The 22,152-nt window shown below is 63.6% G+C and carries 21 protein-coding genes and 3 tRNA genes; 14 read left to right on the top strand and 10 right to left on the bottom strand.

All coding sequences use genetic code 11. The annotated features are described in order from the left end of the window. Positions 1–37 precede the first annotated feature (37 nt). The 6 genes from tpx (at position 38) to VGG51_00805 (ending at position 6,152) form a co-directional block, all read left to right on the top strand. Entirely contained in the window at positions 38–580 is a 543-nt protein-coding gene (tpx, locus tag VGG51_00830) for a thiol peroxidase (protein HEY1881567.1), read from the top strand. A 10-nt stretch (positions 581–590) separates the two neighbouring features. Beyond that, positions 591–2,132, top strand: a complete 1,542-nt coding sequence (gene guaA, locus VGG51_00825; GenBank protein ID HEY1881566.1) for a glutamine-hydrolyzing GMP synthase — start codon at positions 591–593, stop codon at positions 2,130–2,132. 3 nt (positions 2,133–2,135) lie between these two features. Beyond that, positions 2,136–3,404 (top strand): phosphoribosylamine--glycine ligase, encoded by a 1,269-nt coding sequence (gene purD, locus VGG51_00820; protein HEY1881565.1) that lies wholly within the window; start codon positions 2,136–2,138, stop codon positions 3,402–3,404. A 78-nt stretch (positions 3,405–3,482) separates the two neighbouring features. Then, complete coding sequence (locus tag VGG51_00815) at positions 3,483–4,154, top strand: Bax inhibitor-1 family protein (GenBank protein HEY1881564.1); 672 nt, start codon at positions 3,483–3,485, stop codon at positions 4,152–4,154. A gap of 22 nt (positions 4,155–4,176) precedes the next feature. After that, a complete protein-coding gene (purF, locus tag VGG51_00810; protein ID HEY1881563.1) occupies positions 4,177–5,556 on the top strand; it encodes an amidophosphoribosyltransferase in 1,380 nt (459 codons plus the stop codon). Positions 5,557–5,621: 65 nt separating this feature from the next. Beyond that, the gene (locus VGG51_00805) at positions 5,622–6,152 is read left to right on the top strand and encodes a helix-turn-helix transcriptional regulator (GenBank protein ID HEY1881562.1); all 531 of its coding nucleotides are present in this window, start codon (positions 5,622–5,624) and stop codon (positions 6,150–6,152) included. A gap of 95 nt (positions 6,153–6,247) precedes the next feature. Here VGG51_00805 and panB read toward each other — a convergent pair whose 3' ends face one another. Both panB and VGG51_00795 read right to left on the bottom strand, forming a co-directional pair. After that, the gene (gene panB, locus VGG51_00800; GenBank protein HEY1881561.1) at positions 6,248–7,075 is read right to left on the bottom strand and encodes a 3-methyl-2-oxobutanoate hydroxymethyltransferase; all 828 of its coding nucleotides are present in this window, start codon (positions 7,073–7,075) and stop codon (positions 6,248–6,250) included. After that, complete coding sequence (locus VGG51_00795) at positions 7,072–8,610, bottom strand: leucyl aminopeptidase (GenBank protein HEY1881560.1); 1,539 nt, start codon at positions 8,608–8,610, stop codon at positions 7,072–7,074. The genes panB and VGG51_00795 overlap by 4 nt, the downstream gene beginning before the upstream one ends. 35 nt (positions 8,611–8,645) lie before the next feature. Here VGG51_00795 and purM point away from each other — a divergent pair, with 35 nt between their 5' ends. From purM to VGG51_00780, 3 genes are read left to right on the top strand one after another with little or no spacing between them, the layout of a single operon-like run. Beyond that, a complete protein-coding gene (gene purM / locus VGG51_00790) occupies positions 8,646–9,695 on the top strand; it encodes a phosphoribosylformylglycinamidine cyclo-ligase (protein ID HEY1881559.1) in 1,050 nt (349 codons plus the stop codon). A 1-nt stretch (position 9,696) separates the two neighbouring features. Then, the gene (locus VGG51_00785) at positions 9,697–10,836 is read left to right on the top strand and encodes a GNAT family N-acetyltransferase (GenBank protein ID HEY1881558.1); all 1,140 of its coding nucleotides are present in this window, start codon (positions 9,697–9,699) and stop codon (positions 10,834–10,836) included. Then, positions 10,833–11,279, top strand: a complete 447-nt coding sequence (locus VGG51_00780) for a DUF1003 domain-containing protein (GenBank protein ID HEY1881557.1) — start codon at positions 10,833–10,835, stop codon at positions 11,277–11,279. The genes VGG51_00785 and VGG51_00780 overlap by 4 nt, the downstream gene beginning before the upstream one ends. On the opposite strand, the gene VGG51_00775 is transcribed toward VGG51_00780, so the two are convergent. From VGG51_00775 to VGG51_00750, 6 genes are all read right to left on the bottom strand, one after another. Continuing rightward, positions 11,280–11,639: a hypothetical protein gene (locus tag VGG51_00775; protein ID HEY1881556.1), complete on the bottom strand. Its 360-nt coding sequence runs from the start codon at positions 11,637–11,639 to the stop codon at positions 11,280–11,282. It abuts the gene before it with no gap. Further along, positions 11,636–12,079, bottom strand: coding sequence for a hypothetical protein (locus VGG51_00770; GenBank protein ID HEY1881555.1), 444 nt, complete (start codon positions 12,077–12,079; stop codon positions 11,636–11,638). The genes VGG51_00775 and VGG51_00770 overlap by 4 nt, the downstream gene beginning before the upstream one ends. Before the next feature lie 167 nt (positions 12,080–12,246). Next, on the bottom strand, positions 12,247–12,483 hold the full coding sequence (locus VGG51_00765) for a hypothetical protein (GenBank protein HEY1881554.1): 237 nt from the start codon (positions 12,481–12,483) through the stop codon (positions 12,247–12,249). Continuing rightward, a complete protein-coding gene (locus VGG51_00760) occupies positions 12,480–13,769 on the bottom strand; it encodes a hypothetical protein (protein ID HEY1881553.1) in 1,290 nt (429 codons plus the stop codon). Before VGG51_00760 ends, VGG51_00765 begins: the two co-directional genes overlap by 4 nt. 3 nt (positions 13,770–13,772) lie before the next feature. Then, a complete protein-coding gene (locus VGG51_00755; GenBank protein ID HEY1881552.1) occupies positions 13,773–15,302 on the bottom strand; it encodes a hypothetical protein in 1,530 nt (509 codons plus the stop codon). Positions 15,303–15,409: 107 nt separating this feature from the next. Next, positions 15,410–15,485 (bottom strand) — tRNA-Ala (locus tag VGG51_00750). A 178-nt stretch (positions 15,486–15,663) separates the two neighbouring features. On the opposite strand from VGG51_00750, the gene VGG51_00745 reads away from it, so the two are divergent. The 3 genes from VGG51_00745 to VGG51_00735 all read left to right on the top strand — a co-directional run bounded on the left by VGG51_00745 (position 15,664) and on the right by VGG51_00735 (position 18,072). Next, positions 15,664–16,386 carry a hypothetical protein gene (locus tag VGG51_00745; protein HEY1881551.1) on the top strand — a complete coding sequence of 241 codons (723 nt, stop codon included), beginning with the start codon at positions 15,664–15,666 and terminating at the stop codon, positions 16,384–16,386. 231 nt (positions 16,387–16,617) lie between these two features. Beyond that, positions 16,618–16,690 (top strand) — tRNA-Ala (locus VGG51_00740). A 1,309-nt stretch (positions 16,691–17,999) separates the two neighbouring features. Next, positions 18,000–18,072 (top strand) — tRNA-Arg (locus VGG51_00735). Between the two features lie 16 nt (positions 18,073–18,088). Here VGG51_00735 and VGG51_00730 read toward each other — a convergent pair. Then, positions 18,089–19,327, bottom strand: coding sequence for a choice-of-anchor tandem repeat GloVer-containing protein (locus VGG51_00730; protein HEY1881550.1), 1,239 nt, complete (start codon positions 19,325–19,327; stop codon positions 18,089–18,091). 348 nt (positions 19,328–19,675) lie between these two features. Further along, on the bottom strand, positions 19,676–19,903 hold the full coding sequence (locus VGG51_00725) for a hypothetical protein (GenBank protein HEY1881549.1): 228 nt from the start codon (positions 19,901–19,903) through the stop codon (positions 19,676–19,678). A 382-nt stretch (positions 19,904–20,285) separates the two neighbouring features. Here VGG51_00725 and VGG51_00720 point away from each other — a divergent pair, with 382 nt between their 5' ends. Both VGG51_00720 and VGG51_00715 read left to right on the top strand, forming a co-directional pair. Then, positions 20,286–20,654 (top strand): hypothetical protein, encoded by a 369-nt coding sequence (locus VGG51_00720; GenBank protein ID HEY1881548.1) that lies wholly within the window; start codon positions 20,286–20,288, stop codon positions 20,652–20,654. Then, positions 20,651–22,152: prolyl oligopeptidase family serine peptidase (locus VGG51_00715; protein ID HEY1881547.1), on the top strand; the 1,502-nt coding region annotated here is incomplete at its 3' end. The genes VGG51_00720 and VGG51_00715, both read left to right, overlap by 4 nt.

Genomic DNA, 22,152 nt, shown 5'->3' with positions numbered 1-22,152 from the left:
CCAAAGCATTACGCCATTTCGAACGAGGAGGAACTCTATGACCGTTGGCAACGTACCGCAGCGAGCCGGCGCAGTCGCCTTCAAAGGCAACCCGATGACGCTGCTCGGCCCGGAGCTGCGCGTGGGAGATCCGGCGCCCGATTTTGAGCTGACCGCCAAAGATCTATCGACCGTGAACCGCGAGGCGCTCCTCGATGCCGGAAAGCGCGCCGCGCTCTTGATCGTCGTGCCGTCGCTCGACACGGGCGTCTGCTCGCTCGAATCGCAGAAGTTTAATGCCCGTCTCGGCGAGCTCCCAGAGGGCGTGAAGGCCTGGGTCGTCAGCATGGACTTGCCGTTTGCGATGACCCGCTGGGGCACCGAACAAGGCGGGGTGGCGCTCGAGATGCTCTCCGATTACCGCGGACGCAGCTTCGGCACCAACTACGGCTTGCTGATCTCCGAACTCGGGCTGCTGGCCCGCGCGACCGTCGTCATCGCCAAGGACGGCACCGTTTCGTACGTCCAGCTCGTACCGGAGGTCGCATCGGAACCCGATTACGACGCGGCCTTGAAGGCCGCTGCGGCCGCCGCCGCTTAGCAAAAGGGCGATGGCGCACACGGTTCTGATTCTCGATTTCGGCGCGCAGTACAGCCAGCTGATCGCGCGGCGCGCGCGGGAATCGGGCGTCTACTGCGAGATCGTTCCCTACGATACGCCGTGGAGCGCGCTCTCGCTGCGCAATCCCGATGCGCTGATTCTCTCCGGCGGCCCCCAGAGTACGCTGGCTGCGGGAGCGCCCGAGATGGACAAAGAGATCGTGCGCGCGGGCGTACCGATCCTGGGGATCTGCTACGGGATGCAGCTGCTCGCGCGCGACGTCGGCGCGGAGCTAATTCAGCTCGATCACGCCGAGTACGGTCCGGCGACGCTGATCGTCGCCGATCGCGCGACACCGCTCTTCGACGGCGTTCCTGAAGAGTCGCGCGTCTGGATGTCGCACGGCGACTCCGTCGTCGAGCTGCCGTCGGGCTATCACCCGCTCGCCGCGACGGCCCGCTGCCACGTCGCCGCGATGGGCAATCCGAAGAAGAAGATCTACGGCGTTCAGTTCCATCCGGAGGTCGTGCACACCGAATACGGGCGCATCATTCTCGACAACTTCCTGCACCAGATCGCCGGTCTGGGCAGCGACTGGGCGATGGAATCATTCTTGGAGACGTCGGTTCAGGAGATCCGCACGCAGGTCGGCGGCGACAAGGCGATCTGTGCGCTCTCCGGCGGCGTCGACTCGGCGGTTGCTGCAACGCTGGTTGCGCGTGCGATCGGCGAGCAGCTGACCTGCGTCTTCGTCGACCACGGCCTGCTCCGCAAAAACGAGGCCGCCGAAGTCGTTGCGGCGTTTCGCGACGTGCTGCACCTCAACGTCGTCGCAGTCGACGCGCGCGAGCGCTTTCTGCACAAGCTCGAGGGCGTCGACGATCCGGAGCGCAAGCGCGTCGCGATCGGCCACGAGTTCATCTCGGTCTTCGAGCAAGAGGCGGCGAAGATTCCCGGCGTCAAATATCTCGTCCAGGGGACGCTCTATCCCGACGTCATCGAATCGAAGACGCCGCAGAGCAAGGCCGGTCAAAAGATCAAGTCGCACCACAACGTCGGCGGCCTCCCCGAAGAGATGAATCTCGCACTGATCGAGCCGCTGCGCATGCTCTTCAAAGACGAAGTCCGCAACCTCGGGCGGGCGCTGGGTCTGCCGGGAGCGATCGTCGGGCGCCAGCCGTTCCCCGGGCCGGGCCTCGCCGTGCGGATCATCGGGGATGTAACGCAAGAGCGGCTCGAAGTCTTGCGCGCGGCCGATGCGATCGTTCGCGAAGAGATCGACGGCGCGACGCTCTCCCCGCACCCTTGGCAGTACTTCGCCGTTCTGACCCCGGTCAAAAGCGTCGGCGTGATGGGCGACGGGCGGACGTACGCGAATCTGGTTGCCGTCCGTGCGATCACGAGCGAAGATGGTATGACGGCCGACTGGGCGCGCCTTCCGCACGAACTGCTCGAGCGAATCTCCGCGCGGATCGTCAACGAAGTGCGCGGCGTCAACCGCGTGGCCTACGATATCACGACCAAGCCGCCGGCCACCGTGGAGTGGGAATAACGCGTGCGCATCCTCGTCGTCGGTAACGGCGCGCGCGAGGACGCGCTCTCGTGGCGGCTGGCGCAATCGCCGTCGTGCAGTGCGATCTTCGCGGCGCCGGGTAATGCCGGCACCGCCTCGCGCGGCGAGAACTGGGAGATCGCCGCGACCGACGGCAAAGGGATAACGCAACGCGCGCTAGGCGAGAAGATCGACCTGGTCGTGCTCGGCCCGGAGACCGCGATCGCCGCCGGCGTCGGCGACCGTCTGCGCGAGGCCGGCATCGCCGTCTTCGGGCCGAATCGCTCCGCCGGACGCTTAGAGTCGAGCAAGATCTTTGCCAAGCGTTTTATGGATCGCCACGATATTCCGACCGCCAAGGCGATCATCGTGCATTCGCTCGATGCGGCGCGCAGCGCGCTCGATGCTTGGCAAGGCGGCGGGGTGGTCGTCAAGGCCGATGGTCTTGCTGCCGGTAAGGGCGTCGTCGTAGCGCCGGACACCGAGGCCGCACGCGCGATCGTCACCGACTGGTACGAGCACGGGAAGGTGCCCGGCGGCGGCCTCGATCTCTTGCTCGAGGAACCGCTTGCGGGACGAGAAGTGAGCGTCTTTGCGATCTGCGACGGGCGCGCGATCCTTCCGTTTGCGGGCGCCTGCGATTACAAGCGCGCCGGGGACGGCGATACCGGTCCGAATACCGGCGGCATGGGCGCGTACTCGCCGCCCGCGGGATTTCCCGACGACCTCTACGACTGCGTGCGCGAGCGCATTCTCGCGCCGCTGCTGCGCGGGCTGCTCGCCGAAGGTGAAGAGTACGTCGGCGTACTCTATTGCGGGTTGATGTGGTGCGCGGACGGCCCGAAAGTCATCGAGTTCAATGCGCGCTTCGGCGATCCGGAGACGCAGGTGCTCGTGCCGCGCATCGGCGGCGATTTCGCCGGGCTGCTGGGCTCCGCAGCGCAAGGCGCGATCGATCTGTCGGCAACGACGGTCCTACCGCACTACTGCGCCGGCGTCGTATTGGCAACCGCCGATTATCCCCGCAGCAGTACGCCGATCGAAGGTCTGAACGCCGGAACCTCGCTTCCCGAGGGCTGCCACGTCTTTTGGGGTGCGTCGAAACGCCGCGATGGAACGATAAGCAGCGGCGGCGGCCGGGTTCTCACGGTCACCGCGCTCGGCGACGACCTCGAGCAAGCGCGTGCGCGCGTCTACGAGAGCGTCAAAGGGCTGGCAACGCGCCTGAAGGCCGGCGGCCTGACCTATCGTACGGATATCGGCAAGCTGTAGGCGGCTTTGGCCTGGGGCGCAGGATGCCCACCCTGCCGACTGCAACTTGGCGCTCCGGAAAGGGATATTAAGGGACGTATGGCTTATCGCTTTCAACCGCAGCCGCCGTATGGCGGCCCGGCTGCTCCGGCGGTGCCGGTCAACTCGATGCTCGCGCAGGTGCTGGGTCTCACGGCGCTGGGCTTATGCGTAACCGCGCTGGCCGCATGGCTCTTCCAGGGCGTACCATACGGGCTCGGCTTGGTCGCGATGATCGTCGGCTTCATTCTGCTCCTGGCGATGAACGCTGCGCGCCGAAACGAGCCGCTCTCGCTGATTCTCTTCTACGCATTCACGTTCTGCGAAGGGATCGGCATCGCGCCGGTCGTCCACCAGTATCTCACCGCCTTCGGGCCCGACGTCGTCGTCAACGCGGCCCTCACGACGGGGCTCGGCATGTTTGCCTTGGCGGCGATCGTCTATGGCACCGGGCTGGACCTGCGCCGCTTTGCGGGCATCTTTACGATCGCCTTGCTCGGTTTAGTGGTCGTCGGCGTCATCTCGCTCTTCGTGCGCTTTATCCATCCGGAGACCTATGCGTGGCTGACGCTGGTGATTTTCTCCGGCCTGGTACTCATCGATTTTGCTCGCTTGCGCGCCGGGGGAGATGGCCTCACGCCCGTCCAGATGGCCACCAGCATCTACCTGGACGCGATCAATATCTTCCTTGCCTTGCTGCAGATTTTTGGCGGGAGACGATCTTCAGACTAGCGGCCTGGTATAATGGTGTGAGATGTGCGGGATAACCGGAGTCTTCGCACCCGGACGCGATGCAGCCCGCCTCGCGTTCTTTGCGCTCTACGCGCTGCAGCATCGCGGACAAGAGTCGGCGGGTATCGCCGCAGCCGACGGCGGGACGATCCGTTCGCACAAAGAGATGGGCCTGCTGGGCGCCATCTTCGATGAAGAGATTCTCAGCGAACTCAGCGGTTACATCGCGATCGGCCACACGCGCTATTCCACGACCGGTTCGTCGATCGTCGTCAACGCGCAGCCGCTGCTCGAACGCACGGAGCTTGGCGACTTTGCGTTTGCACACAACGGGAACCTGACCAACACCGACGAGCTGCGCGAGTCGCTCTCCCCCACGACGGTGCTGCAGGCAACCTCCGATTCCGAAATCATGGCGAAGCTGATCGTCGAGTCGAAAGGCTCGATGTTCGACCGGATCGCCTCGGTACTGGCGCGCGCGCGCGGCGCTTACTCCGTGGTCCTCTGCACGCAAGACGAACTCTATGCTTTCCGCGATCCGTGGGGCGTGCGGCCGCTCTGTCTCGGCGCGCTCAGCGAGGGCGGCTACGTCGTCGCCTCGGAGTCCTGCGCGCTGGGAACCGTCGGCGCTCAGTACGTGCGCGAGATCGAACGCGGCGAGATCGTGCGGATTACCGCCTCCGGACTCGAGACCCTTCGGATGCCGGTCGAGGACGCACAGCAGGCGCTGTGCATGTTCGAATACATCTACTTCGCGCGCCCGGACTCGCGGCTCAACGACCGCTCCGTCTACATGGCGCGCTACGAGATGGGCCGGCAGCTGGCGCGCGAGCATCCGGTCGAGGCCGACGTCGTAATGGCCGTCCCCGATTCCGCCGTCGCCGGCGGCATCGGCTACGCTGCCGAAAGCGGCTTGCCGTATATCGAGGGGCTCATCAAGAACCGGTATATCGGGCGCACGTTCATCAGTCCGGACCAGCGCATGCGCTCGCGCGGCGTCCATCTCAAGTTTAATCCCGTGGTCGAGAACCTGCGCGATCAACGGGTCATCGTCGTCGATGATTCGATCGTCCGCGGCACGACGACGCCGCGCATCGTCGCACTCGTGCGCGAGGCCGGGGCGCGCGAAGTGCACCTGCGCATCACCTCGCCGCCGATCAAGCATCCCTGCTATCTCGGCGTCGACATGGCGACCTACGACGAGCTGATCGCCGCAAACTACACCGTCGACGAGATCCGCCGCAAGACCGGCGCCGATTCGCTCGGCTATCTCAGCCTCGACGGCCTGATCGGTGCGGTAGGGCGTAAGCGAGAAGATATGTGTCTGGGGTGCTTCGTCGGCGATTACCCGAACGTCCCGTCGACCCACGCTCCGTACGAACTCCACGCAACCACCGCCTAGCAGTACCAACTGCCAAGACCACGTGGTTCAAGGGTCTTGCTTACGGCACGCTACAGTCCAAATGGGTGACGCTGGGAAAAAGGATTGCCGCGCGGCGCCGTGCTTTGGGATGGTCGCAGAACGAGCTCGCGCGCCGGGCCGAAGTCAATCACCCAACGCTCTTTAAGATCGAATCCGACCAGCGGCTGAACCCCTCGGTCAGCGTCGTCGTGCGCATCGCGCGCGCCCTTGGGACGAGCGCTGAGACGCTCTACGGGCTCGAGCGCGACGATTCGCGCTTGTTGGTCGAAGCCAACAAATCGGCGATGATTCTCGAGGTTCGTCCCATCGGGCGAAAGCTCAGCGAAGCGGCACGCGCTCGCGCGGCGAGCTTCGTCACCGCCGCGCTCGAGCGGGCCGGCGCGCAGGTCCGCGAGGCCTCGCCTAGCGACGCCGAGGACGAAGCGGAATCACCGTTGCCGGGGCAAGCCGGTCAGTTGGCCAAGGGTGGTCTGGCGCTCGTTGAGGAGCTCGGCTTCCTTCGGCGCCGCGTCGACGCGCTCGAGGTGTGGCGTCGCACGCAAGAAGCACGCGCTCGAAAGCGCGGAGCGCGATGATCAGCGGATCGGATGAGTCGTTCGTTTCCAGCATACGAAAGAGCCTAGCCGCCTAGAGTGCCAACTGGCCGGCACTGTGGCCGGCGCTATCGGTCCTAGGCCGGAAAGGTGCGCTCGGAGACGTCGCGCGCGTAGGCTTGCAGCGCTTGCGTCGCCATTTCGCCGATCTCGGCGTAGCGTTTGGCAAAGCTGGGTGAGTGCGGATACATGCCGAGAATATCGTGGAGCACGAGCACTTGCGAATCACAGTGCGGCCCCGAGCCGATGCCGATCGTCGGGATCGAGAGCATCTCGGTGATTTCGCGCGAGATCTCGTAGTCGACGACCTCGAGAACGATCGCGTAGGCGCCCGCCGTTTCGACCGAGCGCGCGTCGTCGATCAATCGATCGCGGTGCGTGCGCATCTTGAAGCCCGGGCCGAGCCCGGCGGTCTGCGGCGTTACGCCGATGTGGCCGACGACCGGAATGCCGGCGCCGGTGATCGCCCGAATCCGCTCGGCCTGATCGCGGCCGCCTTCGAGTTTGACCGAACACGCGCCGCCCGCTTTCACCAGCGCGATTGCCGAGCGCAGCGCGTCCTCGTTGCTCACTTGATACGAGCCGAAGGGCATATCGGCCATGATATGCGCGCGCGTCGTTCCGCGCGCGACGGCCTGCGTATGATAGATCATGTTCTCGAGCGTCACGGGTGTGGTCTCGTCGTAGCCGAGTACGACGTTGCCCACGCTGTCGCCGACCAAGACGACGTCGATGCCGGCCCGCTCGACGAACTGTGCGAACGGCGCGTCGTACGCGGTCGCAATCGGAAAGATCGTCTTGCCCTTGCGGCGTTTTATCGCTCCCGCCGTCAGGCGGCGGATGGCCGGATTCTTCTCCGGCTCGTACGGACGGGCGCTCTCCCGGCCGTTGCGTGCTGCCTTCACACCTTTATCTCTGCCGTCCTCGCTCCGTTCGGAGAGGCTTTTTCGGCGCCGCCGCGCGCGAGCGATTCTACCAAAGCGATGAACGCGCGGACCGGAGTTCCCGTCGGACCCTTCGCTTGCCACGCCGATTCGTTGTCGAGATAGGCGGTGCCGGCGATGTCGAGGTGAATCCAGGGCGTCGAGTCGACGAACTCGCGCAAGAACGCCGCTGCCGTCAGCGTTCCCGCCGCGCGGCCGCCGGTGTTCTTCAGATCGGCGATATCGCTCTTCATCGCGGTGAGGTAGTCGTCGTAGTACGGCATTTGCCAGTAGCGTTCGCCGGTCGGCTTGGCCGCCGCGAGGAACTCTGCGCCAAAGGCCTCGTTGTTGGTGACGGCCGCGGAGCTCGCGTGCCCGAGCGCGATAACGCAGGCGCCCGTAAGCGTGGCGGCGTCGACGATCTTCGTCGCGCCGAGCTTGTTTGCATACGTCAGCCCGTCGGCGAGAACCAAGCGTCCCTCGGCATCGGTGTTGATCACTTCGATCGTTTTGCCGTTCATCGCGGTGACGATATCGCCCGGTTTGGTCGCTTTACCGCCGGGCATGTTCTCCGTTGCGGGGACGATGCCGACGACGTTGAGTTTGGGTTTTAGCGCGCCGAGCGCCGACATCGCGGCGATCACGCCCGCGCCGCCGGACATGTCGTACTTCATGTCCTCCATGCGCTCCGCGGGCTTGATCGAGATGCCGCCGGAATCGAAGGTGATGCCCTTGCCGACGAGCGCCAGCAGCTCTTTGCTTCCCGGATCGCCGTTGTAGCGCATGATGATGAACTTGGGAGGCTGCGAGCTGCCCTGCGCGACCGATAGAAAGGATCCCATGCCTTCGCGCCGCGCCCGGTCTTCGTCGAAGACTTCGATCTCGAGGCCACCGGCCTGCGCGGCCTTTGTCGCCTCTTGCGCGAGATGTGTGGGCGTCATGTCGTTGGCCGGCGTGAGCGCGAGGCGCCGCGCGAGGTTCACCGCATTGCCGAGTGCGCTGCCGCGCGCAATCCCGCGCTGCAGCTCCGCTTCGTTGAGCGAACCGGCGAGGATCGCGATGTCGTTGGTCACGATGTTGCGCTCGGGCTTCCCCTGATAGAGCGTCGTTTCGAATGCGCCGGTGATCGCGCCCTCGGCAATGAACGAAGCGCACGCCGCCTCGTGGCCCTGGGCTTCGCCGGGCAACGCGAATGCGATCTCCTCGACGTTGCGGCGCCCCAGATAGCGTACGGCGCTTCCGGCGTAGCGGGCGAGAAAGCTGGGCTCGAAGCGCGCGCGTTCGCCGAGTGAAACGGCGAGAACCCGGCGATAGGACTGGCCTTTTGCGTAGACGAGAACGTGCTCGCCGAGGCGTCCGGCGATCTCTTTGCTGGCGAGCGCGTCGGCGATCGTGCCGCCGAGCGCAGTGTCGACTTCCGCGCTGGTGCCTTCCAGCGGGCTATCGGAAAAGAAGGGCACGATGAGCGCTCCGGCACGCGCGTGGTCGGGCGCATCGTGAATAAGACGAACTTGCATGGTGAGCCTTTCGAACGGTGAACTACTGCCAGCCTATGGCGGAAAGCTGGGAGAATCCTCGTCCGGAGCAAAAAGCCGCCCCCGAGAGCTACGCCCGCGCCGGCGTCGACGTGGCCGCCGGCAACGAAGCCGTCGCGCGGTACCGGGAAGTGCTCGGAGCGTGGCGCCACCCCGCGCAACTCGACGTCATCGGCGGTTTCGCCGGCATTTTCCGCCTCCCGGATGAGGGCGGCCGCGCGCTCGTTGCCTCGACCGACGGCGTCGGCACCAAGGTGCTCGTCGCCACCGAGCTGGGACGATACGGCAGCGTCGGGGCCGATCTCGTCAATCACTGCGTCAACGACATTCTGGTCTGCGACGCGACGCCGCTCTTCTTTTTAGATTACCTCGCGGTCGGCAGGCTCGAGCCGCAAGTTGCCGCCGAGATCGTACGCGGCTGCGCGGAGGCCTGCCGCCGCCACAACTGCGCGCTCCTCGGCGGAGAGACGGCCGAGATGCCGGGCCTCTATCAAGCCGGACACTTCGATCTGGCGGGCACGATCGTCGGCATCGTTGAGGTCGAAGCGCTTTCGCGGCTCGGCGGCGTCGAGCCCGGCGACGCGATCGTCGGACTGCCGTCCGTCGGCCTGCACACCAATGGTTACTCGCTCGCTCGTGCGCTGATCGATCGTTCGGAATGGAACGCCGCCTTCGGCGACGGCACGTACGCCGATGCCCTGCTCGCCGAGCATCCCTCTTATTATGCTGACGTCCGCGCGATCGAGCGCGTCGCGCGGGTCAAGTCGATGGCGCATATAACCGGCGGCGGTCTGCTCGAAAACGTCGGACGCACGCTGCCTGCGGGCGTCAAAGCGGTCTTCGAACAGCAGCGCTGGAACGTGCCGCCGATCGTTGCGGAGCTCGTGCGGCGCGGGGATCTTAGCGCGCAGGAGCGCTACCGGGTTTTCAACATGGGCATCGGTTATACGCTGGTCGTGCCGGTGACCGACGCGGCTGCCGCGGTCGGGGCGGTCTCGGGCGCACGCGTCGTCGGCTGGATCGAATCGCGCGCGGGCGACGAACCGCAGGTAGTCATTCACAGCTGACGTGTCGACGCTCGTCAATCTCATCGTCGACCTCGATACGCTCTCCGCTCTCCCTCCTGCACCGCAAGGCGCCATCTCCGCGGCGGCACCCGCCGACGAGCGCACGTTGGCATGGATCGACGAAACGTTCAGCGCAACCTGGAGCTCGGAGGCGGCAGCGGGCGCAACGCTGATCGCGCGCCGCGTGACCACGCCGATCGGCTTTGCGACGATCTGCGCGCAAGGATTGCGCTTTCGCTGGCTCGCGGGGCTGGGCCGCGCGCCGGACGTGGGCCTCTTCGGGCCGTTCGGCGTTGCCGCCGCCGAACGCAAGAGCGGCCTAGGGGTCGCGCTGCTGCGCCGCGCGCTCGCGGGCCTTGCCGATCGCGGCTACGGGCGCGCACTGATACCGGCGGTTAACGGTGAAGCGCTGATCCGCTACTACGCCGACGCGGCCGGCGCGCGCATCGCGGAACGATTCGAGCGCAGCGCGCTGCTGGCGCCGCGGCCGCGCACGCTGGTTTTGGCTTCAGGGAACGGAAGCAATCTACAGGCCGTGCTCGACGCGTCGGGGGCGGGAAGCTTGCCGGTAGAGGTCGTCGCGGTCGTCAGCAACGATTCGCGCGCGTTCGCCCTCGAACGGGCTCGCCGGGGCGGCGTGCCCGCGGTTCGAGCGCTCAGCTGGGATCGTGCGCGAGAGACGCGCGCGCAGTACGACGCGCGCTTGCTCGAGGAGGCGGCTTCGCACGAGCCGGATCTCGTGCTGCTGCTGGGCTGGATGCATTTGCTCGCGGAGCCGTTCGTGCGCGCTTTTCCGGACCTGCTGAACCTTCATCCGGCCTACTTGCCGCTCGACCCGGCGGAGGATTCGGTCGTGATGCCTGACGGTACGCGGATCCCCGCGTTTCGCGGCCCGCACGCGGTGCGCGATGCGCTCGCGGGCGAAAGTTCGTGGATCGGCGCAACCGTTCACCGCGTAACGCCGGCGACCGATCGGGGACCAGTCCTGGCGCGAAAACCGCTTCGCGTCGCACCCGCGGAAGAAGAGGCAGCGCTGATGGAGCGCCTTCACCGCGAAGAGCACAAGCTGGTGAACGCCGCCGTCATCCGCTGGCTCTTCGAACGCCCTCCCAGCGTCGCTCGAAAGGAGAAGTCCCAATGAGTCACACCACCGACGTCGAGGATCACCCGCTCGTCGACGACGTCAACGCCGAGCATCAAGATCAGCTCAGCGAGACTGAGAAGATCTGTCGCCGCATCGCCGATGCGACGGGCGCGCCGATCGCGCTGCTCCTGGCGATCCTCGTTCAACTTCTCTGGATCGGCGTCGGCGCCGCAACGCACTGGGATCCCTTCCCCTTCGTCTTTCTTCTTACGTGCTCGAACGTTTTGCAGTTGATCCTGATCTTCGTGATCGCCGTCGCGCAAAAGCAGCAGACGCAGCACGCCGAGCTGCGCGCGGAAGCCGATCACGACTCGATCTCGCGCCTGCTCTACCATCAGGAACTTCAAAATAAGCTGCTGCTGCAGATCGCGCAGCACGCCGGAATCGACGTTTCGGACCTTGCGGCGCAGGCCAAGATGCTGGCGACGTCGCCGGACTAGCTAGCGCGGATGTCGCGTCCAGTACGTGCCGTTGCTCCAGCGAATCACCGAGAGACCGCTGCCGATGGTGCCGGTGTACGTGGTGCGCGGCCCCACGCCCGCTGAGTTATGCCAGTCCGGCCAGCTCGCCGAAAGCGTGGACGGATCGGTAAATTTGCCGTGCGCGTGAGAGCCAATCTCGTTGGTAAACGAAACGTCAAGCCCACTCTGCTCGATATGGCAGCGCTTTGCAGCATCTCCTTGCGCGTACCACGTACCGCTGATATTGGGCAAGGTTCCGGCATGCACCGCAGCGAGCGTTCCGAAGAGGTACAGTGCGACCAACGCGGCCGCCGTTGCAGATAGGCGTAAGAAGCTCACTTCCTGTTCTCCTGTAGATCGCGACGGGGGGTGCCGCCGATCGAGTCGTGATGTGGCTGGAAGTCCAGAGTGACGGATCGAGGGGCGGGCCGTTCGCAATGACTCGCCTCGAAGATGCCGGAGGCTCTGACGTATTTGCCCCCCACACAGATTGTTTCTTGCGCCGTCCAGTTGCCGGACAACGTGACTCGGCCCATCGGCCCGGTCTTGCCTTTTGCGATCAGCTTACCCTTAGGCCAGGTGCCTCGGGTCAACGTAATTTCCAAATGGGGAATCGGGCTCTTTCCATAGCGTGCTGTGACCATCAGAGTACTGGTTAGCGGGATGACCGCATTAGCGGCCGGTGTGCCGCCTAGGCCGCCCGTCGTGTTGATGCTTCCACATGCAGAAAGCGAAACGAACCCTACGGCGGCGAGACCGACAAGAACGCGAAATTTCATAGAACTCTTCCTCTCAGAAGCAACGAACGGAAACCTGAACACCAGGGAGTACAAACCTCACGTCCTCCATGGCTCGAACCGGGTAGGTAACCGCTATACGCTACGGGGGCAGCAGTCCCCCGCTTGGTCCCCTTGCCAGGCCAGCTTTGAGCGCACGCGGCGCAGCGCTAACGAACGTTCAACGTGCTTCGATACCATCGCTCGAGGTCGTCGTGGAACTGCCCCAGCGCGACCGGATTTAAGTAGATCATGTGGCCTGCCGGATAGAATCCGTAGGCGATGTGTCCCTGCAGCGGCGCTTCCAGCCCCAAGTGGGCCAGCGCGTAGATGGTGGCGAGCCACGGCGTGACCGAGTCGTAGTAGCCGTTTGCGGAAAATACCCGCAGGTTCGGATCCCTCGTCATCGCCTCTTGGAGATCGCGCGCCGAGTTGAGCGGCAGCTCGTCGCGATGCTTGTAGTCCCAGGGGCCGCTTGCCGAGATGGTCGCATACGCTCCCGTGAGTAGAGCAGCGGCGTTTGGTACTTGAGCGTGTCGTGAAAGTACGCGTTCTGTGATGCAACGTATGCCGCGTCGATAGCGGCGTCGGTGGCCTCGAGCTGCGGGTTGGGCGATTCGCGGTCGACGGTATACAGCCAGTAGCGGCCGTCATACGCGCCTTGTGTTCTGCCCTGATTGCGCCGGAACTCCGCCAGGAAGCGCGAGCCGTCGATGCGCAGGTCAGCGCTGCGGATGTAGGCCTCCGAGATGCCGGTGTAATGGTGCAGCTGCGCCACGATTCTATCGTACTCGGCGGGCGGCAGGGTCGCACCCTGGGCGAGCGCGTTGCGGTACTCGCCCATGGCGAAGTCGCGTACCTGATTAACATATTCCGGGAGGCTGCGCGGAGCGCCCGGCACCGCTTTGAAGTACCAGGCCGTGGCGGCTTCGGTCGGTAGAGCGAAAATGTACTGCCAGTCGTCGGTGCTCGCGCCGCCGTACGTGTCGGATGAGGCCAGCCCGAAGTTCAGGATCGACGACTGCAGGACGACGCCGTTGACGCCGATGCCTTGGCTCTGCAGATAATCGACCAGCATCGCCGAGCGCGGTGTGCCGTAAGACTCACCAAAGAGAAACTTCGGCGAGTTCCAGCGGTTGAATCGCTTGAGATAGCGCTCGACGAACTGCGCGAAGGCCTTCACGTCGTTGTCGCTGCCGAAGATCTTCTTGGGGTCCGCGCCGGGCAGGATTCGTCCGTATCCGCTCGCAGCCATGTCGACGAAGACGAGGTCACTCGTATCGAGCAGCGAGTATTGATTTCCTACTAAACGATAGGGCGCGGGCGGCGTCATCGACGCGTTACCCACGACGACGCGGACCGGGCCGAACGAGCCCATCCGCAGCCAGATCGTCGCGCTCCCGGGGCCGCCGTTGTAGAAGAAGGTCACCGGGCGTGTGCGCGGGTTGGCTCCGTTGAGCGTATACGCCGTGTAGAACATCGTCGCGGTCTGCTTCTCGTTCGTATCCCGCAGCGCGATCAACCCCGCGCGCGCGGTGTAGTCGTACCGGTTTGCGTGGAGAACGATCGAGTGCGTCGTTACCGAGTCGGGAACGATCGGCGAGGGTGCGCCCTTGGATTCGGTGGCGGCCGGTGCAGACGCCGCCACGAATGCGAGGAAGGCCGCAGCAGCGGAGTACTTCAGGCTGTGCATCTCCTAGTGCCCCGCCAGCGTGGCGGCATACCAACGCTCGAGGTCGTTGTGCATCGATGCGATTGCCTGCGGCTGCAGGTAGATCATGTGCCCCGATGGATAGAAACCGTACGTGATGTTTTTCTGCAGCGCGGGCAGCACGCCGAGGTGTCCGAGCACGTACATCGTCTCGAAGTACGGAGTGGCAAAGTCGTAGTACCCGTTCGCCGAGAAAATTCGCAGATCGGGGTTATACGAAAGCGCCTCTCCTAGGTCGACCGAGACGTCGGGCTGCGAGATCCCGCGATGCTTGAAGTCCCAGCCGCCGGCAGCGCGGATCTCGCGGTACGCGCTCTTGTTATAGAGCAGCGGCGTACTGTACGCGAGTGGTCCGCGCAGGTAGGAGTTCACCGCCGCCGTGAACGCCGAGTCGATCGCGGCGTCGGCGGGGTCCCAGTCGGGCTGATCCTCGACGCGGTCCAGCGACGGCGTTTGAAAACGCGAGTCGAGCCGTCCGACCGCGACGCCTTGGCCGCGCAGCAGCTCGCTCTCCAGCCGGTTGTACGGAATGCGCAAGTCCGAGTTGCGAATGTATTGGTCGGAGACGCCAAGGTACTGGTGCAGCTTCGAGACGACGTCGGCGTACTCGCCGGGCGGGCAGAAGGCGCCTTTGGAGAGCGCGTCGGCATACTCACCCAGTGCGAAGCGCTCGACGCCAGGCAGCAGCGCACCCAAGGCGGCCGGCGAATTGGGCAGCGTCTTGTGATACCACGCCGTCGCCGCCTCCGTCGGCAAGTAGAGGATGTATCCCCAGTCGTCGCCGCCCACCTCGCCGTTGTCGAGGCCGAAGTTCAAAATCGTCGACTGCAGCACCACACCGTTGATACCGATGCCGGCGTTGCGCTCCAGGTAGTCGACCAGCGCGGCGGAGCGCGTCGTGCCGTAGCTTTCGCCGAAGAGAAACTTGGGTGAGTTCCAACGTCCGAATGTGGTGATATATCGCTGAATGAACTGCGCGAACGCGCGAACGTCCTGATCGAGCCCGAAGAACTCGCTCGGCTTTGCGTCGATTCGGCCGAAGCCGGTTCCGGGCATGTCGATAAACACTAGGTCGCTGCGAGCCAGCAGGCTGTACTGATTGGCGGCGATGTGGTACGGCGGTGGACCGGTCAGCGTGCCGTCCGCCGTTGCAACGCGCACCGGCCCAAAGGAGCCCATGTGCAGCCACATCGTGCTGCTGCCGGGGCCGCCGTTGTAGAGAAAGGTAACCGGGCGGCGGTTCGGATCGCTGCCGTCGAGCGTGTACGCAACGTAAAACATTTTCGCCGTCGGCTTCTCGTCGGGCCCCTTTAGCGTGATCGTCCCGGCACGCGCCGTGTAGGCGAGCGTGGTCCCGTTCATCGCCAGCGTGTGGTGCGTCACCGAGTCCGCGACCTCGGTGCCCGCGGCCGGCGCCGCTGGCGAAGCCTTCGCCGATCCTGCGGCCTGCGCTGCGAGAGACGGCGCCGCGTTAACGAATGCCAGCGCCGCAAGCAATCCGACTAACCGTTTCAAAAAACTCTCCTGTAGGTGTGCACGGAGTTATCGGCCTGTGCGCCGCTCCCTCCAAGGCAGACGCCGGCGGAGGCAACGAAAAAACGCTCGTTAAAACGAGCGTTCTATGGTGGAGGCAAGGAGACTCGAACTCCTGACCCTTACGCTGCCAGCGTAATGCTCTACCAGCTGAGCTATGCCCCCATGAGGCCGGCCGCCGCTACGGCAACCCGCCGGTATTCAGGGCCTATATTGTGACTCCTCCGAGGCGCCTTTTACGTCCTAAAGTCCCAGGGATGTCGGCGCGAGAGCTTAGAAAGGAAGCAAGGGGTCTTTGCAACTCAAAGAGCCTTGGTGCTTACTATTTCGGAGGTTTTACGGAATGACCAACGGTGTACGATTAAATTGCGGCGTCGCGCTCTTCGTAGCGGCGCTGCTCGTCGCGTGCCACGGCATCGGTTCGGGCGGCTACACGCCTTCGGCCGCGCCGGGCGATGCCTCTGCGTCCGATGCGTCCGCGCCGTCGCCGCTAGCTGGAAGCGCGTGCTCGGCGCCCAAGCGGAAAGTGCCCGGAAAATACCTTAGCTATTTTGCGTTCGGTAACGTCAAAGGTACGACGTTTACAGCGGTCACGGGTAATGACGAGGCGCTTTGGGCCTTGGAAAGCTACACCAAGCCGACCCCGACGCCGAAGCCGACCCCGACGCCGAAGCCGACTCCGACGCCGAAACCAACACCAACGCCGAAGCCGCAGAAACTCTACTATTATTACGGCGCGTTTGCGACGAAGAACAAACAGGCCGGCTGCGCGTACCTGTTCACGTCGACCGACGGCAAGCCGCTGCATGGCATAAAGTTCAGCGGCGAGACGGCAGGTTTCCCGAACATCACGGCGGCGTCCAACTCCAAGCTCATCGGCGAGGGACCGATCTCGGCGCTCGTCATCTCGAAGCTGTCGGCCAAAGGCGGCTCCGGTAACATGACGCTCAAGCAGAAGAGTGGCCAAGCCTATACCACAGGGTCGATCACGCTTGTCGGACGACAAGAGATCAACGATGCGATGCGGGAAAAACTGAGGCTCTGGTCCTTCGATCGATCTCCGTAATCAGCATCAACGGTAACGTAGCCGAATGAGGCTGCTTGCGCCGGGGCAGTGCGAATATATTCGTGCCCGCTCCCGGCGCCAGGCTTGCGCAGCCGCAAGCGCAGGCCCGCAACGGAACCCGCTAAGCAAACACGGCTTCGCGAGCGGGAAGCCGTGGGGCGGCGCAGCCGGTTGAGAGCGAAGGTTCAGCGTTCCGGCCGCCCGAAAAAGATGTAGAAAACCAATGCATGTGGGGATGTAGCTCAGCTGGTAGAGCACCTGCTTTGCAAGCAGGGGGTCTGGGGTTCGAACCCCCACATCTCCAGAGTCTCGAAAGCCCTATGCTTCACGGTTTTTTCTTCGCGGCGTGCCGGCGACGTAAGTCGTCCTTCAAGAACGCGCGCCGCTTCGCGCTGCCGGCGTGATGTCGCCAGCGTTCACGGAACGCTTGAAGAGGTTTGTCTCGCGCGATCTGCGGGAGAGTAGTCGGCTTCTGCGACTGCTGTGCGTGCGCTAAGTCGCGAGGCGCCTCAAGTGCTCGCTTCGTGAAGAAGTAAGGTTCTGCGGCACGATGAATCCATCCAGGCATGAATAAACTTGCTATCTTCTTGGCCTGTCGTTCGGCCTCATCGGTTTTGCTTCAGCAGCGTCTGCCTTTCGGTACGTCACTCCCGATCGCGAAAACACAAGGGTCAATGCGGGCGAGGTCGCTATCGATGGTAGCATATTTCACGGCAGTGGCTTTACTGCTACCCATGTATCGGCGGGGACATACGATATCACGTTTGACAGGGGCCAGTTCAAAGGAAACTGCCCCGTCATGGTAGCTACCGCCGAACTTATCAATGACGTCGCCGACGTCAGGCGTCTCTCATGCCGTAGAGAGTTTCAGGTTCTCCTTTCTCGCGATTCTGCTTTCGTGTTTATTGCGCGCGATACCGACTAATGAAGAAAGGCTAGATGGCTGCGTTAGAGAAGGCTTGGGTAAAAATGCAAGAAGAAGCCCTTCGAATCGCCGGCTGGCCGAAGGATCACCCCGCGCGTGCAGCAGTACTCAGGGCCGTTGTAAAAAACCTTCGACGCAAAAAACGAGAGGCTCCCGGCCGCGCGTCATTTCGAACGCCGTTCGATCACACTCGCATTCTCACCTCAGAGATTAGCCGTATCATTAACGGACCCGGGAGGCAGCTTAAAAGTTCTGCGAAGGAACAGTCGAGGGATGTTGCGTAGGGGCTCGCGCGCTCCTTCGCTAGACGATCCTACGAGAGACCATGAGGAACAACGCGAATATCCATACACTGCGTGCAAACGGTGCCGTTATACTCTGGGGTGCGACCCTGTTGGCGATCGCTATCTACGTTTGTTTTGCCGCGTTCGGGGCGTTTAGTCACGCGCGCGATTCCGACGGCCCGCACTTTGTAACCCGCATCAACCGCTTGACGCACCAGGTGGAGTTATGTCGCGTCGAACGAAACCGGGCTGTCTGCCCGCCCGTATCTCCGAGCACAAGTACCAGCACGAGCACCAGTATCAACCCGAAGTAACGTACCGTGCAGTCGTCGGAGAATCGGGTTCGAGCGGGCTTTCTCTCGCGTTGCCGCGAATACTGACCCAAGGTCGCAAATGGACGCCACGCGGTCGTAGCTCAATGGATAGAGCAACAGGCTTCGAACCTGTAGGCTGGGGGTTCGAGCCCCTCCGACCGCGATCTTTAAACTCCGATTCAAGGTGTTAGTTCAAAGATTGTTCCTAAGCCTTTTCGACCGCCGGAGGATGTCGTTCCGTAGAGCGTTCCGTTTTGGTCCAGCAGGGGTCCCGTAGGAGCAACGCCGTCAGGAGAGGCCAAGAAATTGTGAAGGACGGCGTAACCGGCGCCCGACGTCTTGATTTTGAAGGCTGTTCCGCATCCGTATCCGGTGCAGGAGAACGAACCGCCTCCTATCGTGGTGCCATAGAGTGTATCTCCCACGGCGATCAAGCGGTTCGGCCCGTTTCCATCATATCCGCCCCTGAAATGGTGCAGGATGTGTTCGCCGCCCGATGCACTGACTTCAAAGATTGTTCCGCAGCCGTCGCCGACGGCGTCGCAAGAGTAGCCTCCGCCTCCGCTCGTGTTACCGTAAAATCTACCGTTTAAATAGATCAGGCTCGCCGGCCCAACACCGTCGTTGCCCCCTTTGAAGCGATGGACCGAGCGAAATCCACGGCCCGAAGGTTTCATCGCGTAGAGGATACCGCATCCTTGAGGGCATGATTCCGAGTAGCGACCTCCTATAGCGGTGCCGCCGTACAGCAAGCCATTCGTCGCGGTCAAACCGGACGGGAAAGCACCCTCGCGGTTCTGTTTATTAGCGTTGAAGACGTGAATCACGTGTTCCGTGCCCAAGGCCGTGAGGCTGAAGATAACTCCGCACCCGTGAGAATAAAAAGTGCACCCCGACACACCGCCTTGATTAGTGGTACCGTAGAGCACGCCGTCAAGTGCGACAAGAGTAGCGCTCGGATACGCGCCGTCACCTGCGTCTTGCCCTTTGAAACTATAGACGACGCTCTCGGCGCCGGTGGCGGGATCGAACGCAAAGACGGTCCCCAGGTTTTTTTCGCCGCCGGCTCCCGTCGTACCGTAGAGCAGGCCATTTAACGCCAGCAGATTCCCCAACGGCTGCTGACCATCGGGAGCTCCCTTAAAACTGTAGAGTACTTCTTCCCGGCCCGATGCGCTAACTCGATACACTGTCCCGCATTTGTTGGCCTGGTTACAGCTTTTTGCATCGCCGCCCTCGGCCGTGGTCCCGTAAAGCGCGCCGTTCAGCCCCGTTACTCCCCCCAAAGGTTCCTGGCCGTCCCGGCGAGAGTAGCCTTTGAAGCGATAAAGGACGGTTTCGCCCGAAGCAGTCGTCGCCGGCGCGAGCGATGTCGTTCTCGCCGGCAAGGCGCTACGGCCTGGGCCTCCGCACCCCATTACGAGAGTTGCACAAATGCAGGCTCCGGCGACCGTCTTTGCGTTCCCCATATCGTCTCTTACACTGACATGTCCCGGAGCAAGCAAGTGAGGTCCATTAGTCCCTTGCCGCGCTGGGCCATCTGGGGCGGGTATTCCGAATCTTCGATTTGCGCCGCGCAGAGGTTTCCAACCTGTAGGCGGGGGTTCGAGCCCCTCCCGACCGCGATTTAGAAAACCGTACCACCGTAAGGCTTAATAACGGTGGCGTGCGGCTTCAGAGATCCGAAAGAGTGCAAGTGGGTGACGGATGGGTGACGAATAGCCGGGAAAATCGGAAAAACGCAGCGTACTTGAAGCGGATCGCCCTTAGCGTCCGGCGCTCGTGCTCGTACTGAGGCTCGTGCTCGTACTTGTACTGCCGTGTACCGTTCCGCAGTTCGAACTCCACGATGCAACTCCGCACCACACCTGCTGCGCGGTCTGCCATAAGCCGCCCTCGCTTGAGAGGTATGCATCGCCTAAGAACGATTGCACGATGACCGCTAGGAAGAAGAGCAGTCCAACGACGCCCGCTCCGAGGACGATCCTCGCCAAAGGCGAGGGCTTACGCCTCACGTGCATCGCTGGGAATCCGTGTTCGTCTTGCATTCAATCCTCGCCATTGAAGTGGACGCTACGATTCGTACAGCTGCTATGCTACAACAGCAAGTGGCATCTTACCCCGCCGGATAACAAAGGTAAACCACGGCTTAACATCCCATAATATGAGGAAAGCATGCGAGCGCATTCCATCTTCGCACGAAGGCGAACTTCTCGTGATCCGCGTGCGCGAACGCGCAATCGACGGTGCAGCGAATATTGCTGCGGGCCGCGCGCTAGCGCAAGCCTTCGGCGTGCCGCCGAGCGCCGTGCGGCTCGTCCGAGGAGCGGGCGCTCGAAGGAAGCGATTTGCAATCGCCGTTAGAAAGGAGACCCGATGATCACCGGAATGCACGTGCTCCTTTTCAGCCGGCACGCACGAGAAGTGCAGCGATTCTTGAGCGATGTGCTCGAGATGCGCTCGGTCGATGCGGGCAACGGATGGCCGATCTTTGCCGCACCCCCGGCCGAGTTGGCCGTTCACGAGACCGAAGAAGAGCCCGAACATGAAGTCTATCTGATTTGCGACGACGTGCACGCGATGAAAGAGCGGCTCGCTGCGCGCGGGGTTGAAACGGAGCCGGTCACCGAACGAGGATGGGGTCTGGTGACGACGATCGTTCTGCCCGGCGGCGAACGCCTTGGACTCTACGAGCCGCGCCATCCCTCGCCGCTCACGTTGACGATTGAAGGCCGTGCGCAGTGAGGTGGCTGCTGCCGGTACTCCTTGCGGCACTCTGCAGCGGCGCGGCGGCGCCGGTGGCCGCTGCGCCGACCATGACTCAAGTACTGACGGCGTCCTTTGCCCTGCACGATCTCGGCGGCGTGAACCTTGCGCCGGCCGGCGACGCGGTCGCCTGGGACGAGAGCTTTCACAATCCAGCCAACCTGCTGCACTCGCCGCGTTACACCTCGATCTACGTCGCGCCGCTGCGAAACGGAAAGCAATTCCGCCTGACGGCCGGCAGCGCCAGCGGTTTCTACGACGAGGAGAACCCGGTTTGGTCGCCAGACGGCAGTAAGATCGCGTTTCTCTCCGATGCCCGCTCAAAGGGACAATCGCAGATTTTCGTCGCGCGTTCTGACGGATCGGGCGCGCGGCAACTCGGCCGCCTGAGCGGAAACGCGCAACGCCTGACGTGGGCGCCCGACGGCAGGGCGCTCGCCATCCTCTATATTCCCTCGGCGCATCGCAAGGCCGGCGCGCTGGCGCCGGGAGCGCGCGATGTCGGCGTCATCGGCTCGACCGTCGACGAGCAGCGGCTCGCCATCATCGACGCATCGAGCGGCAACATCCGGCTCGTTACGCCCGGCGATAGCTACATTTACGAGTATGGGTGGTCGCCGGACGGCCGGCAGATCGCCGTGACCTACGCAAAAGGCAACGGCGACAACAACTGGTGGATCGCGCGGCTTGCGCGCGTCGACGTGGCGGACGGAGCGCTGCACGACCTCTACGCACCGGCGCTTCAGCTCAACGATCCGCAGTGGTCGCCCGATGGGAAAAGCATCGCTCTCATCGGCGGCATCATGAGCGACTTCGGCTCGACCGGCGGCGATCTCTACCTCGTCGACGCGCAGAGCGGGGCCGCGCGAAACCTCACCGACGGCGACCGCTTCTCGGTGCAGTCGCTACGCTGGAACGACGCCGCGAGCCTCGACGTCGTCGCGCACGTCTCCGGAACGATGCAGTTGATGCAAATCGACGCGGCCACCGGAAAGCAAAGCCATCCGGTTACGCCGGGGGAAGAGTCGCTCTGGAGCTGGTCGACCGCGCACCACGGCGCCGTGATCGCGCTGGTGCGGGCGTCGTTCGACGACGCGCCCGAAATCTGGGCGGGAAGCCCCGATTCGCTTCGTCAGATCTCGCAGAGCAACGCAAACGCGCGGCGCCTCTACGGAAAGGCGGTCTCGCTGCAGTGGAAAAGCGACGGCCTGGATGTTCAGGGCTGGCTGGTCTATCCGCTCGATTTCGACGCCAATAAGACCTATCCGATGGTGACGATGATTCACGGCGGTCCCTCGGCGGAGACGGTGCCCGGTTTCGGCAACCGCAATGTCAGCGCGCTGTGCTCCGCCGGCTACTTCGTGTTTATGCCGAATCCGCGCGGCAGCTTCGGTCAGGGTGAAGCGTTCACCCGCGCTAACATCAAGGATTTCGGGTACGGCGATTGGCGTGACGATCTCTCCGGCGTCGATGCGGC

The organism is Candidatus Cybelea sp., from assembly GCA_036489315.1.
GTDB lineage: Bacteria > Vulcanimicrobiota > Vulcanimicrobiia > Vulcanimicrobiales > Vulcanimicrobiaceae > Cybelea.
Note: the sequence above shows the minus strand (reverse complement) of the source record. Positions and strands in the feature narration are given on the sequence as shown.

What these genes read in the sequence shown, in the direction of transcription:
- tpx (HEY1881567.1), top strand. Translation starts at nt 38, where the DNA reads ATGACCGTTGGCAACGTACCGCAGCGAGCCGGCGCAGTCGCCTTCAAA.
- guaA (HEY1881566.1), top strand. Translation starts at nt 591, where the DNA reads ATGGCGCACACGGTTCTGATTCTCGATTTCGGCGCGCAGTACAGCCAG.
- VGG51_00815 (HEY1881564.1), top strand. Translation starts at nt 3,483, where the DNA reads ATGGCTTATCGCTTTCAACCGCAGCCGCCGTATGGCGGCCCGGCTGCT.
- purF (HEY1881563.1), top strand. Translation starts at nt 4,177, where the DNA reads ATGTGCGGGATAACCGGAGTCTTCGCACCCGGACGCGATGCAGCCCGC.
- VGG51_00795 (HEY1881560.1), bottom strand. Translation starts at nt 8,610, where the DNA reads ATGCAAGTTCGTCTTATTCACGATGCGCCCGACCACGCGCGTGCCGGA.
- purM (HEY1881559.1), top strand. Translation starts at nt 8,646, where the DNA reads ATGGCGGAAAGCTGGGAGAATCCTCGTCCGGAGCAAAAAGCCGCCCCC.
- VGG51_00780 (HEY1881557.1), top strand. Translation starts at nt 10,833, where the DNA reads ATGAGTCACACCACCGACGTCGAGGATCACCCGCTCGTCGACGACGTC.
- VGG51_00770 (HEY1881555.1), bottom strand. Translation starts at nt 12,079, where the DNA reads ATGAAATTTCGCGTTCTTGTCGGTCTCGCCGCCGTAGGGTTCGTTTCG.
- VGG51_00765 (HEY1881554.1), bottom strand. Translation starts at nt 12,483, where the DNA reads ATGACGAGGGATCCGAACCTGCGGGTATTTTCCGCAAACGGCTACTAC.
- VGG51_00760 (HEY1881553.1), bottom strand. Translation starts at nt 13,769, where the DNA reads ATGCACAGCCTGAAGTACTCCGCTGCTGCGGCCTTCCTCGCATTCGTG.
- VGG51_00745 (HEY1881551.1), top strand. Translation starts at nt 15,664, where the DNA reads ATGACCAACGGTGTACGATTAAATTGCGGCGTCGCGCTCTTCGTAGCG.
- VGG51_00730 (HEY1881550.1), bottom strand. Translation starts at nt 19,327, where the DNA reads ATGGGGTGCGGAGGCCCAGGCCGTAGCGCCTTGCCGGCGAGAACGACA.
- VGG51_00720 (HEY1881548.1), top strand. Translation starts at nt 20,286, where the DNA reads ATGATCACCGGAATGCACGTGCTCCTTTTCAGCCGGCACGCACGAGAA.